This is a genomic window from Pseudovibrio sp. W74 (assembly GCF_001623085.1).
GTDB lineage: Bacteria > Pseudomonadota > Alphaproteobacteria > Rhizobiales > Stappiaceae > Pseudovibrio.
The window spans coordinates 114751-130611 of the sequence record NZ_LMCJ01000006.1; the positions used below are offsets into that span (position 1 = coordinate 114751).

At 52.6% G+C, this 15861-nt stretch carries 15 protein-coding genes; 5 read left to right on the forward strand and 10 right to left on the reverse strand.

Annotation, left to right across the window (positions count from 1 at the left end; genetic code table 11):
• Positions 1-35: 35 nt before the first annotated feature.
• The 8 genes from glyA to PsW74_RS05505 all read right to left on the reverse strand — a co-directional run bounded on the left by glyA (position 36) and on the right by PsW74_RS05505 (position 8277).
• Complete coding sequence (glyA, locus tag PsW74_RS05470; RefSeq protein WP_057464294.1) at positions 36-1349, reverse strand: serine hydroxymethyltransferase; 1314 nt, start codon at positions 1347-1349, stop codon at positions 36-38.
• Between the two features lie 183 nt (positions 1350-1532).
• Positions 1533-1718 carry a hypothetical protein gene (locus PsW74_RS05475; RefSeq protein ID WP_057464293.1) on the reverse strand — a complete coding sequence of 62 codons (186 nt, stop codon included), beginning with the start codon at positions 1716-1718 and terminating at the stop codon, positions 1533-1535.
• 160 nt (positions 1719-1878) lie between these two features.
• Positions 1879-3225, reverse strand: a complete 1347-nt coding sequence (locus PsW74_RS05480; protein WP_057464292.1) for a L,D-transpeptidase family protein — start codon at positions 3223-3225, stop codon at positions 1879-1881.
• Positions 3226-3729: 504 nt separating this feature from the next.
• Positions 3730-4242 (reverse strand): winged helix DNA-binding protein, encoded by a 513-nt coding sequence (locus PsW74_RS05485; RefSeq protein WP_057464291.1) that lies wholly within the window; start codon positions 4240-4242, stop codon positions 3730-3732.
• Positions 4243-4397: 155 nt separating this feature from the next.
• Entirely contained in the window at positions 4398-5300 is a 903-nt protein-coding gene (gene mmsB, locus PsW74_RS05490; protein ID WP_063289382.1) for a 3-hydroxyisobutyrate dehydrogenase, read from the reverse strand.
• A gap of 157 nt (positions 5301-5457) precedes the next feature.
• A complete protein-coding gene (locus PsW74_RS05495; RefSeq protein ID WP_057464290.1) occupies positions 5458-5868 on the reverse strand; it encodes a DUF6163 family protein in 411 nt (136 codons plus the stop codon).
• Positions 5869-5926: 58 nt separating this feature from the next.
• The gene (locus PsW74_RS05500; protein ID WP_244271764.1) at positions 5927-6976 is read right to left on the reverse strand and encodes an enoyl-CoA hydratase/isomerase family protein; all 1050 of its coding nucleotides are present in this window, start codon (positions 6974-6976) and stop codon (positions 5927-5929) included.
• A gap of 161 nt (positions 6977-7137) precedes the next feature.
• On the reverse strand, positions 7138-8277 hold the full coding sequence (locus tag PsW74_RS05505) for an isobutyryl-CoA dehydrogenase (protein WP_063289207.1): 1140 nt from the start codon (positions 8275-8277) through the stop codon (positions 7138-7140).
• Positions 8278-8744: 467 nt separating this feature from the next.
• On the opposite strand from PsW74_RS05505, the gene hemB reads away from it, so the two are divergent.
• From hemB to PsW74_RS05530, 5 genes are all read left to right on the forward strand, one after another.
• Entirely contained in the window at positions 8745-9773 is a 1029-nt protein-coding gene (gene hemB / locus PsW74_RS05510; RefSeq protein WP_057464288.1) for a porphobilinogen synthase, read from the forward strand.
• Between the two features lie 34 nt (positions 9774-9807).
• Positions 9808-11049: a threonine ammonia-lyase gene (locus PsW74_RS05515; protein WP_063289208.1), complete on the forward strand. Its 1242-nt coding sequence runs from the start codon at positions 9808-9810 to the stop codon at positions 11047-11049.
• Positions 11050-11269: 220 nt separating this feature from the next.
• Positions 11270-11758 carry an RDD family protein gene (locus tag PsW74_RS05520; protein ID WP_208981025.1) on the forward strand — a complete coding sequence of 163 codons (489 nt, stop codon included), beginning with the start codon at positions 11270-11272 and terminating at the stop codon, positions 11756-11758.
• A gap of 83 nt (positions 11759-11841) precedes the next feature.
• Positions 11842-13674, forward strand: a complete 1833-nt coding sequence (locus tag PsW74_RS05525) for an SLC13 family permease (RefSeq protein ID WP_063289210.1) — start codon at positions 11842-11844, stop codon at positions 13672-13674.
• Positions 13675-13712: 38 nt separating this feature from the next.
• The gene (locus PsW74_RS05530; RefSeq protein WP_063289211.1) at positions 13713-14459 is read left to right on the forward strand and encodes an arginyltransferase; all 747 of its coding nucleotides are present in this window, start codon (positions 13713-13715) and stop codon (positions 14457-14459) included.
• 10 nt (positions 14460-14469) lie between these two features.
• On the opposite strand, the gene PsW74_RS05535 is transcribed toward PsW74_RS05530, so the two are convergent.
• Both PsW74_RS05535 and PsW74_RS05540 read right to left on the reverse strand, forming a co-directional pair.
• The gene (locus PsW74_RS05535) at positions 14470-15147 is read right to left on the reverse strand and encodes a uracil-DNA glycosylase (RefSeq protein ID WP_208987855.1); all 678 of its coding nucleotides are present in this window, start codon (positions 15145-15147) and stop codon (positions 14470-14472) included.
• Positions 15134-15718, reverse strand: coding sequence for an NYN domain-containing protein (locus tag PsW74_RS05540; RefSeq protein WP_057464284.1), 585 nt, complete (start codon positions 15716-15718; stop codon positions 15134-15136). The genes PsW74_RS05535 and PsW74_RS05540 overlap by 14 nt, the downstream gene beginning before the upstream one ends.
• Between the last annotated feature and the right edge of the window lie 143 nt (positions 15719-15861).

Below are 15861 nucleotides of genomic sequence, written 5' to 3' on the forward strand. Positions count from 1 at the left end.
CGCCGAAGAGTGTCCGGCGGTTCTTCTCGTTTAAATTAGTTTTTGTAGATTGGGAACCGGGCAGTAAGGGCCAGTACCTTCTCTTTGACCCGTGCTTCCACAGCTTCGTTGTCGTCAACGGAATTTGCTTTGCGCAGACCTTCCAGAACCTCGGTAATCAGCTTACCGATTTCACGGAATTCTTCCTTACCAAACCCACGGGAAGTCCCAGCAGGTGTACCAAGGCGGATACCGGAGGTGATGGTCGGCTTCTGAGGATCAAGCGGAACACCGTTCTTGTTACAGGTGATGTTCGCACGGCCCAGAGAAATCTCTGCGTTTTTGCCGGTCAGTTCCATTGGACGCAAGTCAACCAGCATCAGGTGTGTGTCCGTACCGCCAGAAACGATATCCAGACCACCTTCAACCAGTGTCGCAGCCAGAACCTGTGCGTTTTCGACAACGTCTTTCGCGTAGGTCTTAAACTCAGGACGCAGCGCTTCACCGAAGGCAACAGCCTTACCAGCAATCACATGCATCAAAGGACCACCCTGCAGACCTGGGAAGATCGCGGAGTTGATCTTTTTCGCAATGTCAGCGTCGTTGGTCACAACCAGACCACCACGAGGACCGCGCAGGGTCTTATGGGTGGTGGATGTTGCAACATGCGCATGCGGGAACGGGCTTGGATGCTGACCACCAGCAACAAGACCTGCAAAGTGCGCCATGTCGACCCAAAGGTAAGCGCCTACTTCGTCAGCGATTGCGCGGAACGCAGCAAAATCGATCTCACGGGAGTAAGCAGAACCGCCAGCAATGATGATCTTTGGCTGGTGTTCTTTAGCAAGCTCACGCACCTCATCCATGTTAATGTGGCCAGTTTCAGTGTTCAAACCGTACTGAACAGCGTTGAACCACTTGCCGGACAAGTTCGGGCGAGCGCCGTGTGTCAGGTGACCACCTGCATCAAGGCTCATGCCGAGCAGAGTGTCGCCTGGTTTCGCCAAAGCAAGCAAAACGGACTGGTTGGCCTGAGAGCCGGAATTCGCCTGCACGTTAGCAAAATCACAGCCGAACAGCTCTTTTACGCGGTCGATTGCAAGACGCTCAACGATATCGACGTATTCACAACCACCGTAGTAACGGCGACCAGGATAACCCTCGGCGTATTTGTTGGTCAGGACAGAACCCTGCGCCTCAAGCACAGCGCGAGATACAATATTTTCCGAAGCGATAAGCTCAATCTCGTTCTGCTGACGAGTAAGTTCTTTATTGATTGCCTCGAGAAGCTCTGGGTCACCAGAAGCCAGGCTACCTGTAAAAAACTCTGGGTAGAGCGGCGTCGTAATTGGATTATCCGATACGGACATAGGTGGACCTCATGACAAGGTTGGAGCAACAAACTGACGAAACGTCCCAATATCGTTTCGCATTCCCATCCCGACAAGTTGTAGCTTCGGGTCCTAGCCCATTAACATATAGGGGGTAACGAACCAAGCGTTGTTCATAGGAATTGCGCAATACGATTGCTGCCATCACCCAAAATTTATGAATTACGCATCTTGAGGTTGTAATTTACGTTCCAGCTTACGAAGTGCCAGCTGCTTCAGATGCGACTCGCTCGCATTACGAGGCCCCACAACAAACACCTCAACACCGCTCTGAGCACAAATTGCCGTCATGCGAACTGCATTTCCAACCACACGCGTCTCAAAATAGACCTGCCCCAACTTAGACATATGGCCCCTCGCCTTGCTTCTCTCAGATTCGTAAGTTGCCTGCCGTTTTAGCAGGTAAAGCAGCGCTGCACAGGCTTGCCTGCAGTCACATCCCCAAAAGAAAAGGGCCGCTCTGCATCTGGCAGAGACGGCCCTTCAAACTTGAAACTCTTGCAAAACCTTACTGAGCAGAGGCCTGGGCCATCGGATCAGCACTCGCGGCGTAAAGCCCATCCTTGTCGTAGATGTCATCCCGGAAGTGAACCATACCATCGCTCAGCGCCCACGCAGTCACGTAGGACATGTGGAGCGGAATACGGCTCTTCATCTTCACATCCGTACGCTCACCTGAGTTGATGGCTGCATCCACGCGGCTGCGGGTCCAGTCTGGTGTTGTCGACCCAAGCAACCATGTCACCAGCTCACGCACGTTCTGCACACGCACACAGCCGGAGGAATGGAAGCGATAGCCCTCACCGAACAAAGACTGCTCTGGCGTATCGTGCAGATACACTTGATGGGTGTTGTTGAAGTTGATCCGGATACTGCCCATGGAGTTGCCCTCACCTGGGTCCTGCGTAAAGCGATACTGGGTCGCTTCATCCGTATTCCAGTCAATCTCCTGCCACTGCTTTTCTTTGCCATACCAGTCATAGATATGAATGTTGTTCTTCGCCAGATACTGCGGATCCTTCTGCATCTTCGGAATCAGGTCTTTCCGGATAATGCTGACAGGAACTGTCCAGTACGGGTTGAAGTTCACTTCATAAATCGCAGAGCTGAGGATCGGAGACTGGCGATCCTGCTTGCCAACAACAGCGGTGTGGCGGGAGCGAACACGGCCATTCTCAACAACCTCAATGCGAGCTGCCGGAATGTTCACGTTCACATAGGTATCTGTCACGTTTTCAGCCAAAGCAGAAACGCGCTCCAGATTGGTCCGCAGCTGCTGCAAACGCACCTCAACAGGCACATTCATCGCAATCACGGTTGCCCGCCCCACAACACCATCCGGTGTCAGGCCATGGCGCAACTGAAAGCGGCGAACAGCTGAATCAACGTAACTGTCAAAAACCTCAGAAACACCCGCATGCTGCGCCATGTCGCCTGAAACAATCAGGCGCTGTCGCAAAGCTGCAATTGCCGGTGCGCGCATACCAATGCGCAAAACTTTCTTGGTGGAGACCTCAGGCCAACCGCCATTGAGAGCGATACGTTCATAATCGAGAATCGCATCAATCATGTACTGGCTGGTCTGCTTGGAGATAATCGGAGCCACAAAATCAATCTGCTCCAGAGAAGAGACGCCCTCATCAAAGGTGTCTTCCCATTCCGTGCCCTGACCAACGATAGGCTGTGTAGGAGCAACCGGCGCCGGCTGACTGACGGCTTGCTGAATGCTGCCATTATAGGAAAGCAGGTCTGGAACCTTCACCTGTGCCTGTGCAGACATCATACCTGCAGAAAGGCCCGTACTCACAACGAGAGCCAGAGCAAACTTGCTGCGGTTTAAAAGAGGTGCCAACACGAATAGTTTCTCCTAGCAATCAGTCATTCTGTAAGATTCCATGTAACTTGGTAAACAGAGACTTAACATGGCAAATCTACATGGCATTATCTTGGCAAACTCGCAAGACTTCAGCCAAAAATCGGGGAGGAACATCTGTTGGTGAATTAAAGAAAGTGATCGACCCCCTGAACAAATCAGAGTTGACAGCTTCTAAATTTACAATGCCAACAGCACTTTTTCAGCCCGAAAAGTGAGAGCGTGTATTCCCCACTCAATGTGACCGTTTAATGGCTAATTACTCCAAGTGGGAAAAAGGTGGTTGCGCAGCGAGCGTTGGTTTGCACCTAGTGCAAGAAAGCAACAATCAGCCCAACTTACTCACAGACGCCTTATCTGGAGCTGGCCCGCCACCCGCAGCAATCCCGCGCAAGCTTTGCCGCAAGCCGGCCCTCATAACATGCAAAAACACCGCCCCCGGTGCATGGAAGCGGTGTTTTTTGAAAGCCCTGATATCGCCGAAAATTAAAGACGATAGAGGATTTGATCTGTCCAGAAGCGTTCCAGACGACGCAGGGACCGGTTCAGCTCTTCAAAGTTCTCGGTTGAGAGCTCACCAACCTGCTCAACAGAAAGAATATGACGACTGTAAAGGTCATCAACAATCTGAGCAATCTCGCGCCCTTTTTCCGTCAGGCTCACCCGCACAGAGCGGCGATCCATCTGGGAACGTTCGTGATTGATGTATCCGGTTTCAACGAGTTTCTTCAGATTATAAGAAACGTTGGAACCAAGATAATAACCGCGAGTACGAAGCTCGCCTGCAGTCAGCTCGGCGTCGCCAATGTTGAAAAGAAGCAGCGCCTGAACGCTGTTCACATCGGAACGACCCATCCGGTCAAACTCATCTTTAATGACGTCAAGAAGACGACGATGCAGACGCTCGATGAGCGTCAGTGCCTCGAGGTATGCAGGCTTCAGCCCTACCGTTTCTTCTTCTTGCGCCAAGACCTCAACGGCCCTGTTTGTATTGATCATCTGGTTGCGCCTCATGTCCATATTTTTCGTGCGTTCGTATTTTTATCAGCACTTGAAGCAAATTTACGCGACCGCTTCTAAGAACCGCTTAAGAGACACGATGAATTATTTCTTAATCACTAGCAAGCGTGTAGACCTCTCCGTTAACCCTCTGTTTACCCTGACTTCCGAAGCAAGTGGATGATGCCGGAGAAGTCGACGTTTTCCCCGCCATTGTTACAGTATTCCTCATAGAGCCGAGCCGCCTTTTCACCCATTGGTGTGTTAGCTCCGCTCGAATCTGCTGCCTCTTCCGCCAGTAGCAAGTCTTTCAGCATCATTGGCGCTGCAAAGCCGGGCTTATATTCATTGTTGGCTGGCGACGTCGGAACCGGTCCGGGAATCGGGCAGTAGGAGGTCAAAGACCAACACTGACCGGAGGACTTGGAGGAGATGTCGTAAAGCTTCTGTGGGTCCAGACCCAACTTTTCAGCCAAAACAAACGCCTCGCAGGTACCAATCATCGAAATACCAAGCAACATGTTGTTACAGATCTTTGCTGCCTGCCCAGCGCCAGCATCACCGGCATGAACAATCGAGGCTCCCATAATATCCAGGAGCGGCTTAGCCCGTTCAAATGCAGAATCAGGCCCACCAACCATAAAGGTCAATGTGCCGTTCGCAGCACCCACAATACCCCCGGAAACCGGAGCATCGACCATACCCATGCCAGCTTCGCTTGCTGCTTTTGCAACATCGCGACTGCTGTCCACATCAATAGTCGAGCTATCGATAAACAGCGTGCCCTTTGGTGCATGCGCAAGAATTCCATCTTCGCCCGTATACACGGCACGAACATGCTTCCCTGCTGGCAGCATGGTAACAACAGCCTGAACGTCGCGAACCGCTTCAACTGCTGACGAAGCAACTTGCCCGCCCGCAGCCTGAAACGCAGTACGCGCCTCTTCAGAAAGATCTACACCGACGACTTCATGTCCGGCTTTGACAAGATTTGCAGCCATAGGGCCGCCCATATTGCCAAGACCAATAAAAGCAACGCGAAGAACAGTTTCTCCCATTGCATCCTCCCGAAAATCGCCGTCCGTCAGGATTTTGAACATTTAGAACTTGCCCCAAGCTGATCACTTAGGGTTCGCTCAGATCAATTTGACGTGAACGGCAGTTTGCAAAACAGTAAATTTCAATGAGTTACAGACCAAACTGAACTTTGGTCGATCAGGCCCGTTCCTCTCGCTCTGCAAGGTAAAGCAGAACGAGATAAAGGGCGATTGCACTGATGTAGAATACGACCTCAGTCGGACTACGACCAAAGACCATAGGAAACACGGAATACATCACCACCTGAGCCAGTGAGCGGAACAGCCACATCACTGTTCCCCAGCTGGAAAGCAGCCACAGACCAATGGCAGTCACCAGATCGAGAATAGCGAAAAAGATAATGGTAGATTGCACTTGTACGCCAACGCTCTCAAACGGAGCACCATCAATCAGGCGCACACCAAGTATAGCGCCCCAGTAGCTTAGGCCTGCAAACAGCATGAAGACGGCAAGCAGCCTGACATACGCATGCAGCAAAAACTGAAAGGAGGGAACCCTCTTCATCAGCTCTACAAAAACGCCAGGCATACCTAAAGCTCCACCTTACAAATCTGCCCCAATCACAGGCAGTAAGCCCCTTGCCCCGTTAAAATACGAGGTCACCCCCCTTCGGTGACATAAAATGGGCCTCAACATCAACTGTTTTTATTTCATCAAGGCTTGAATGCTGCCATTTAGGGGCGTGATCCTTATCGATAATCACAGCTCGTACACCCTCATAGAAATCCTTGCCCAGCAGAATCTGCGAAACAATCCGATGCTCCATGACCATACACTCGGCCATGGAAAGCCCCGCACCGCGCCGCACCTGCTGAAAAGCAACTTCCATACTGAGCGGTGAGCGCTTGCCAATCGTTTCCAGAGCAGCAACTGCAAAGTCATCATGCTCCGAGCCCTGCAACTTGTGCAGACGGTCCACAACTTCCAGCGTGCTCTCAGCGCCAAAGCACTCATCCACCACATCCGCTTTGGCATGTAGCGGCGCAGGCCCCGGATCAAACGCATAACGCGCCAGCACAGGCTCTACGTCCTGAGCCTCACACAGCGCCTCTGCCAACGCAGCCATATCCTCAGACTTCACCGCATGGGTTAAAATACCGGTCCAGTAGCAATCCGCTTGCCTCAACCGCTCCCCGGTCATCGCGCAGTACATGCCTGTGTTTTGAGGCATCTTCGGCAGGAAGTGACTGCCACCCACATCCGGGAAGAAACCAATCGCCGTCTCAGGCATGGCAAACATCGTCTTCTCACTGCCCACACGATACGCACCATGAACCGAGATGCCGACACCGCCGCCCATCACAATACCATCAAGCAGCGCAATCAAGGGCTTAGCGTAGCTTTCCATGTAAGTGTTGAGGCGATACTCATCCGCAAAGAATGGTAGGCTCACATCAATTTTCTCAGGCCCGTTTTCGGCAACCTGACGAATATCTCCACCCGCGCAAAAGGCCTTTTCACTGTTGCTCTTAATGAGAACATGATGAACCGCATCATCAATCAGCCAGCGCTCCAGCTGTCGGTGCATCGCAACGCACATCTCATGTGTCAGCGCATTCAGCGCCTTGGGGCGATTGAGAATGATAAGACCGGCATGGCCCTTCTCTTCAAAAAGAACATCAGTAGTTTCGGACAAGACTTCCCCCGCATATTCCTGTTGCACAGCGTACCTATTCATTTTGCTAAATTTGCTCAGCGTATCTCTGAAAAGTGGCTACCGGTTTTCGGATAAAGAAACGCAACATAAAAGCCAAAGCAGTTCCCTCCAAGCATCTTAAGAAGAACTGCTTCGGCAACTCAAGCTTTCATCAGCTCACGCGCCACGATGACGCGCATAATCTCGTTGGTTCCTTCCAGTATCTGGTGCACCCGCAAGTCGCGCAAATGACGCTCCAGCGGATAATCCTTCAGATACCCGTAACCACCATGGATCTGCAGCGCTTCATTGACCACCTTGAAGCCTGTATCCGTCGCAAGCCGCTTGGCCATCGCCGCCATCTTGGTCGCCTGAGGATCTTTCCGGTCCAGCAGAGACGCCGCCTTGTGCAGCAGCAAACGCGCTGCTTCCAGTTCCGTCGCCATATCCGCAATCTTGAACTGCAGCGCCTGAAACTGCGCCAGCGAGCGCCCGAACTGCTTGCGCTCATCCATGTATTGCAATGCCCGGTCCAGACAGAACTGCGCCCCACCAAGCGAACAGGCCCCAATATTTAGACGCCCACCATCAAGCCCGGCCATGGCAATCGAAAAGCCTTGCCCTTCTGCGCCAACCAGGTTCTCAACCGGAACACGGCAGTCTTCAAAGATCACCTGCGCCGTCGGCTGGCTGCACCATCCAAGCTTATGCTCGTTGGCCCCAAAGGATAGACCCGGCGCATCCTTTTCAACCACGATACAGGATATCCCCTTCGGCCCATCTTCACCCGTGCGAACCATACACACGTAAACATCAGAGACGCCGCCGCCAGAGATGAAGGATTTTGAGCCGTTGATCACATAATGATCCCCATCCCGCACCGCCTTCGTGCGCAGCGACGCTGCATCAGACCCAGCCCCCGGCTCGGTCAGACAATAACTCGCCACCTTCTCCATGCTGCAAAGACCGGGGAGAAACTTCTGCCGGACCTCATCAGACCCAAACCGGTCCAGCATGCCAGCAGCCATATTATGGATAGACAAAAACGCCGAGGTAGAAACACATCCCTTGGAGAGCTCTTCAAAGATCAACGCCCCATCAAGACGTCCCAGCTGCGAGCCGCCCACATCTTCGCGCACATACAGCCCGCCCAGACCCAGCGCCGCTGCCTTGCGAAGCACATCCAGCGGGAAATGAGATTTCGCATCCCACTCTGCTGCAAAAGGCGCCATCTCCTCCTGCGCAAATCCGGCTGCCATATCCACAAAGGCACGTTGATCTTCGTTCAGTTCAAATTCCATGGAATCCGTCCTCCCGGCAAGCAGCCTCCCACAACCACCAGCCACAATATTAATGTAATTGCGTCAATCGGTAGACCCACACCAAAACTGCGTCAATTCTCGGAAAGACCAAGATAAGACCAATTGCTCAGTCAAAACAGCGCCCCGTACACAGCAACGTTCCAAAAACGCAAAGCTTTCAAACCAACGCAACAAATCGCGCAAAGCTATAATCTACGAGTGATTCCCCGCTTGTTCCCCTCGCACTTCCAATCAGCCGAGAGGATAAGTCTGTCGTCCACCGTTTAATTGCTCAGAAAGCGAAAACCTTCCCGCGAATCTAAAGAACCTCTGGAACACAAAAAGAATTTGAGTTTCATCAAGCAAACTCCCCGTGCTATCTGACATCAAATGCCCTAGTAGTTTTGAGTAAACCGACGCTCTCAGAGCTAAAGACGCCACACAACAAGTCATTCAGGTGAGTTACCATGCCGTTTGCCAATGAATCGCATTCTTCCGTAGACATGAACCAGATTTTGAACGGCCGCCGAATGCGTCGCAATCGTCACAGCGATTGGTCCCGTCGTTTGATCCGCGAAAACACAATCACCACGGACGACCTGATCTGGCCAATCTTCCTGATTGATGGCGAGAAGAAAACCGAACCAGTCACGTCCATGCCAGGCGTTGAGCGCTATTCTGTCGATATGGCAGTGCGCGCCGCTGAGCAGGCTGCAGAACTTGGCATTCCGGTTATGGCACTGTTTCCAAACACCGACCCTGATTTGCGCGATGAAATGGGCACAGAAGCACTGAACGACAGCAACCTGACCTGCCGCGCGCTGCAAGCCATCAAAGCAGAAGGTTTCCCTGTTGGCCTGATGACAGACGTTGCGCTGGACCCTTACACCTCTCACGGCCACGATGGCCTGATGGCAGGTGACAAGATCATCAATGATGAGACCGTAGATCAGCTGTGCCGTCAGGCTCTTATTCAGGCCGAAGCTGGCTCTGATATCATTGCACCTTCTGACATGATGGATGGCCGTATCGGTGCAATCCGCTATGCGCTGGACAATAATAACTTCGAAAACCTGCAGATCATGGCCTACTCCGCAAAGTATGCCTCCGCATTCTACGGCCCGTTCCGCGACGCTGTTGGCTCCAACTCAAACCTGAAGGGCGACAAACGCACCTATCAGATGGACCCGGCCAACACAGACGAAGCGCTGAAAGAAGCTGAGCTGGATCTGGATGAAGGTGCAGACATGATCATGGTGAAGCCGGGAATGCCTTACCTTGATATTCTCCGCCGCATCAAAGACGCCTTCCTTGCACCAACCTACGCCTATCAGGTCTCCGGCGAATACGCCATGATCTGCGCAGCAGCGCAAAACGGCTGGATGGACAAAGACAAAGCCATGCTGGAAAGCCTGATGGCGTTTAAGCGTGCCGGTGCAGATGGTGTCTTAACCTACTTTGCACCTGAACTTGCGAAAAAGCTAAACGGCAAATAAAGCCCGTAAAACAAGACACCTGCGAGAACAAAACATGCCAAAGGTGGCCTCACCTCTTCTCACCCTTTCAAAGATTGAAGAGGCTGCAAACAACATCAAGGGCGCGGTGATATCAACACCGCTCCTGCCCGCCGCTCAACTGGATGCCATCACTGGCGCCACTGTTTTCGTCAAATACGAGAACATGCAGGCCACCAACGCCTTCAAAGAGCGCGGCGCCCTGAACAAGCTGCTGCACCTGACAGAAGAAGAAAAGAGCCGCGGCGTGATTGCCATGTCCGCCGGCAACCACGCACAAGCTGTGGCTCTTCATGCACAACGCCTTGGCATCCCTGCACTCATCGTCATGCCCAACGGCACGCCCTACGTAAAGGTGGAGGCAACCAAAGCCTTTGGCGCCAAAGTCGTTCTTGCCGGCGAAACGGTCGATGATGCCAAGAATGAAGCTGACCGCCTGTCAGAAAAACACGGCTACATCTGGGTGCACCCGTTTGATGATCTGGAAGTCATCGCAGGACAAGGCACAATCGCCCTCGAAATGCTGAAGGCCCAGCCAGATCTGGACACGCTGATCGTACCAATCGGCGGTGGCGGCATGATCTCCGGCATCGCAGTCGCAGCCAAAGCGATCAAGCCGGATATCGAGATCATCGGTGTTGAAAGTGAGCTCTACCCGTCCATGTATGCTGCCCTGCGCAACCAGCCAATGGAATGCGGTGGCAACTCTCTGGCAGAGGGTATCGCGGTCAAAGTGCCTGGCACTTATACCCAGCAGCTGGTCAAGCAATATGTCGACGATATTCTGCTCGTCAGCGAAAGCCAGATAGAGGAAGCCATCAACATCTTCCTCACCCGCCTGAAAACGGTGGCTGAAGGAGCTGGCGCTGCTGGCCTTGCCGCCATCTGCGCCCATCCAGAACGTTTTAAAGGCAAAAAGGTTGGACTTGTCCTCTGCGGAGGCAACATCAATCCCCGCCTGCTGGCATCCATCGCACTGCGCCAGCTGGTCCGCCTTGGCAACATCATACACATCCGCTGCAACATCCCGGATCGTCCGGGCATCCTTGGCGAAATCTCGACAACGATCGGTCAGTTGGGTGGCAACATTTTGGAAGTCTCTCACCATCGCCTCTTCCTTGACGTCTCCGTAAAAGGCGCAACACTGGACGTGGCGATTGAGACCCGTGACAATCAGCACGCAAAAGAAATAGTTGCTGCGCTGGAAGAAGGAGATATTCACGTCTCCCATCTGTCTTCTGGCGAGATGCGATTCTAGGGTTATCCCCACTCGCAAACTGCAATTGAGATCAGCATCTGCGCCGAACACCGTGTTCGTGCAGATGCTCGCATTATGAGCGGCGCAAAATTATCCTCTCATTGCCAGATTCTACAAAAATAGTTTGCTACCCCCGCTTGAAACTTGAAAATAGCACACCCAATTCTACTGAGAGACGCTGGGGAATGCCCCGGCACAGTTGAACCTGACAGAGGCAGAAATGAGCCAAGAAGTGAGCGCGCACCCGAACATCTATTATGATCCCTATCTTAATCCTCAGCTGTTTGACGGCGTGCGGAAAAAACGGATCTTTGCGTGCGTCATCGATATTATCGCGATCACCGTTCTCTCTACCATCGCTTACTTTGTCGTCGGCTTTCTCGGCATCCTGACACTCGGTCTTGCATGGCTGTTATTCCCAGCAATCTGGCCACTTGTTGCCTTGGCCTACACTGCATTTTCACTGGGTGGGTTTAACTCCGCAACACCGGGTATGCGTGCATTCGGCTTGGAAATGCGCCTGAGCAACGGCGGACGTCCATATCCGCTCTATGCAGCAATCCACGTCCTGCTCTTTTATTTCTCAGTAACAATACTCAGCCCTTTTGTCCTCATAGTCTCATTGTTTAGTGACCAAAAGCGCCTGCTCCATGATATCGTGCTTGGTGCCGTTATTATGAATTCCCCGGTGGATAGTCTGCATCGATAACAAACCAATGATGCAACGTGCAGTGACGAACCTGCCAGGACCCTCTAATAACGTGTGAAAGTGTAGCACGAGCGGGGACGCGCATGGAGAACCTGAACATACCGATGATCCTGACCTTTGTGATCATCGGATTCACGATCGTCCTGTATGCGCTGGAACGCGTTGCGATCGAGATCGTAGCACTGGGCTCCATTGTAGCCCTCATGCTGCTGTTCATGGCTTTTCCCCAAACATTGAATGGAACGCCAATCAGGCCGGAGGATTTTCTCTCCGGCTTTTCCAATCAGGCCCTGATCACGGTGATCTGTTTGCTGATTGTCGGCCAAGGCCTCTTCCAGACGGATGCCCTCGACAAACCCGCTCAGGTGATCCTGCGCATCTCAAAACAGCGCCGCTGGCTGGCAACCGGCCCTTTGCTGATTACTGTCGGCATTGTCAGCGCATTTTTGAACAACACACCCGTTGTTGTCATCACACTGCCAATTCTGACCACCGTCGCCGCCGCGCATAACACCTCCTCCTCTCGTTTTCTTATGCCTCTCTCGTTCATTACGATCCTGGGCGGCATGACAACGATGATCGGCTCCTCCACCAACTTGCTCGTAGCCAATGTCGCCAACGCAACTGGTGAAGTCCGTATCAACTTCTTCACCTTCACCGCATTCGGCTCCATTCTCGCAGCCGTCGGTGCAGTTTATGTTTTGGTGATTTTGCCGCGTCTGCTCAAACCTCGCCAAACCATGGCAGAGGAGTTCACCGGCAAGGATGGACGCCAGTTTATCGCACAGATTCCAATCGTTTACGGCCATCCTCTGGTGGGAGAAAAGGCTGTTGCAGGCATGTTCCCAGCGCTTAAGGAAATGACGGTTCGCCTGATCCAGCGCGGAGAACGCCCGCTCCTGCCCCCCTTTGAAGACGTTCAGCTGCAGCCCGGCGATACCGTTATCGTTGCCGCAACCCGCGACACCCTCACCCGCGCCATCAGCCAACGCCACCCTCTCCTTCCAGCTGATGCAAACGAGAGCCCAACCAGCGAAGCAGAACACGCTTCTCCGTCTGGTACGCTCACTCTTGCAGAAGCAGTTATTGCCCCCGGCTCCCGCCTGATTGGCCGCACGCTCTCCATGACAAGTTTCCACGCCGACACCGGCTGTGTTGTCACCGGATTGCAGCGTCGCAGCCGCATGCCACGCATGCCAATGACCGATATCCGTATGGAATCCGGGGATGTTTTGCTGATTGCTGGTAACCGGGAAGAGATCAACCGCCTGCGCGGAAACCGCGATGTTCTGCTCATGGACTGGTCAGCAACCGAGCTGCCACAACGACAATATGCCCGTCGCGCATTGGCAATCTTCGTCGCCATGATCACCTTAGCAGTGTCTGGTGTTGTGCCAATTATGGTGGCATCAATCGCAGCAACCCTCGCCATGATCATGTGCGGTTGCCTCAACATCCGCCAGACACTGCGCACAATCGACAGCCGGATCTTCATGTTGATCGGCGCCTCCATTGCCGCCTCCCTCGCTCTGGAAGCGACGGGCGGCGATAACGCCATCGCCCAGACATTGCTCAACATTGCCGACGGCAGATCTCCAGCATTTGTCCTCTCACTTCTCTTTGCCGTTGTTGCGGTTTTAACCAACTTACTAAGCAACAACGCTACAGCGGTGCTCTTCACGCCCATCGCAATCGAGATGGCACACAGGACAGGCGTGCCCGTAGAACCCTTCATCGTCTGCCTGATTTTTGCAGCAAACTGTTCATTTGCAACACCAATCGGCTATCAGACAAACCTCATCGTAATGGGTCCGGGTCACTACCGTTTCTCAGATTTTCTCTTCGCCGGCACACCTCTCGCCATAATCATATGGTTGACCTTCTCAATTGTCGCTCCTTACTATTATAATCTGTAAGGCGAAAAGAGGATAAATAAGAGAAAGGGACGCCCTAGGTGACACGGCAAGCCTATGATAACCCGCAGTTTTATCTGACTGCCCCTACGGATTGCCCCTACCTGCCAGATCGTAAAGAACGCAAAGTCTTCACGCATCTTGTCGGGCCCAATGCCCCTGCGCTCAATGACGTCCTCACACAAGGCGGTTTCCGCCGCTCGCAAAACATCGCCTATCGTCCAGCCTGCGAAGACTGCCGCGCCTGCGTTTCAATCCGCGTCTGCGCGCAAGAGTTTCAATGGACGAAGTCTTTGAAGCGTGTTTGGAAAGACAATCAGGATCTGATTGGCACAGAACTCCCGCCTGGGCCATCAACAGAGCAGTACGATCTGTTCCATGAATACTTAAGTGCCCGCCACACCAACGGCGGCATGACAGAGATGTCCCCCACCGACTATTCCATGATGGTGGAAGATACACATGTAGAGACAGCCCTCATTGAATACCGACGCAGAGGCCCGAACTCCTTCATATCCGGTGAAGGCGAAGGACCCCTGATTGGCGTTGCGCTAACAGATCGCCTTTGCGATGGCCTGTCCATGGTCTACTCGTTCTTCGACCACAACGAGACCACGCGAAGCCTCGGGACCTACATGATCCTGGAACACATCGCCCGCGCGCAGCACCTTGGCCTGCCCTACGTATACTTGGGATATTGGGTTCAGGGGTCTCCAAAAATGACTTACAAAGAACGCTTCAAGCCACAAGAGCACCTTGGTGCACAAGGCTGGGAAAAGCAGAAATGATATCCCCCTCTCAAATCTGAAGAGATTTCAGATAGCTCTGAACGCGCAGGAACACAGACGTAAACTCCTCAGCCGTAATGCGCCGCGTGTTTACGTTGTACTGCGAACAATGGAAGCTGGAAAACATTCTGAGAGAAGGCGTAAGCTGAATTTCACAAGCATGCGCAAAAGGATAGTCACGAAGCTTAAGCTCAAAAGCCTTGAGCAACTCTTCATGCGCGGTCCGCCCAACAGCCACAACAGCCCTCGTCGCATCACTAACCAACAGAGAATCCAGAAAGAATTCACGACACCTCCGGATCTCAGCAGGCTTCGGCGCATTCTTCGGCGGCATACACTTCACCACATTGGTAATGCGCACATCAATCGGCTCGATCCCGAGCTCAGGCTCCGCCTCATTCCTGTAAGCAGCAAAACCACTCGCCGTCAGCGCACCATTCAGCATCTCACCTGAAAAATCACCAAAGAATGGAATACCCGTACGGTTCCCCCCTTTGTGCCCAGGCGCCAACCCAACAACAATAAGAGAGGCATCAACTGGACCAAAATCCAGCACCGGCGCATTGTGCCAGTCAGGATGAAGCGCGCGCAACTCCTCTCTATACGCAACAAGCCGGGAACAGAGTGCACACTCTCTCCCCGGCTTCTGCAAACTTTCGATACCGTGACGAACCTTAGTAGTCGTCATCTCCGATCTCATCATCCTCTTCTTCAACACGAGGTGGACGTTCACTTGGGTCACGTCCAACACGCTGCATCAGCGTAGACAATTCAATGAAGTGATCAGCCTGACGGCGCAGGTCATCAGCAATCATTGGAGGTTGCGTCTGAAGTGTAGAAACAACAGAAACTTTACGGCCACGACGCTGAAGCGCCTCAACCAGAGAACGGAAGTCACCATCACCAGAGAACAGTACAATATGGTCAACATGGTCAATAAGCTGCATGGCGTCTACAGCCAGCTCGATGTCCATATTGCCCTTAATTTTGCGACGTCCTGCAGAATCCACGAATTCCTTTACAGGTTTGGTAACAACTTTGTAGCCATTGTAGTCCAGCCAATCGATCAGAGGTCGAATGGAGGAATACTCCTGCTCTTCCACCAACGCTGTGTAATAGTAAGCGCGTAGCAGGTAGCCCTTTGATTGAAATTCTTTCAAGAGACGCTTGTAATCGATATCGAAGCCAATAGCTTTCGCTGTCGAATAAAGGTTCGCTCCATCAATGAATAAAGCAATCTTTTCGCGGGGATCAAACATATTATTTTTAGCCTTTCCGCTGCACAGACGCGTAAGTCAGTAACTTGTTATAAGCAATCACTTTCTGGGCATGCCTGTTTGCTGTCGTGACATGCCTAGAATGTATGCCATTCTAATTGACCCGGTTGCACTCTACGTTAAAT

Excerpts from the sequence above, each read along its gene's own strand:
- hemB (WP_057464288.1), top strand. The coding sequence starts at position 8,745 with ATGCCGTTTGCCAATGAATCGCATTCTTCCGTAGACATGAACCAGATT.
- PsW74_RS05540 (WP_057464284.1), bottom strand. The coding sequence starts at position 15,718 with ATGTTTGATCCCCGCGAAAAGATTGCTTTATTCATTGATGGAGCGAAC.
- PsW74_RS05475 (WP_057464293.1), bottom strand. The coding sequence starts at position 1,718 with ATGTCTAAGTTGGGGCAGGTCTATTTTGAGACGCGTGTGGTTGGAAAT.
- PsW74_RS05495 (WP_057464290.1), bottom strand. The coding sequence starts at position 5,868 with ATGCCTGGCGTTTTTGTAGAGCTGATGAAGAGGGTTCCCTCCTTTCAG.
- PsW74_RS05485 (WP_057464291.1), bottom strand. The coding sequence starts at position 4,242 with ATGATCAATACAAACAGGGCCGTTGAGGTCTTGGCGCAAGAAGAAGAA.
- PsW74_RS05520 (WP_208981025.1), top strand. The coding sequence starts at position 11,270 with ATGAGCCAAGAAGTGAGCGCGCACCCGAACATCTATTATGATCCCTAT.
- PsW74_RS05535 (WP_208987855.1), bottom strand. The coding sequence starts at position 15,147 with ATGACGACTACTAAGGTTCGTCACGGTATCGAAAGTTTGCAGAAGCCG.
- PsW74_RS05515 (WP_063289208.1), top strand. The coding sequence starts at position 9,808 with ATGCCAAAGGTGGCCTCACCTCTTCTCACCCTTTCAAAGATTGAAGAG.
- mmsB (WP_063289382.1), bottom strand. The coding sequence starts at position 5,300 with ATGGGAGAAACTGTTCTTCGCGTTGCTTTTATTGGTCTTGGCAATATG.
- PsW74_RS05525 (WP_063289210.1), top strand. The coding sequence starts at position 11,842 with ATGGAGAACCTGAACATACCGATGATCCTGACCTTTGTGATCATCGGA.
- PsW74_RS05505 (WP_063289207.1), bottom strand. The coding sequence starts at position 8,277 with ATGGAATTTGAACTGAACGAAGATCAACGTGCCTTTGTGGATATGGCA.
- glyA (WP_057464294.1), bottom strand. The coding sequence starts at position 1,349 with ATGTCCGTATCGGATAATCCAATTACGACGCCGCTCTACCCAGAGTTT.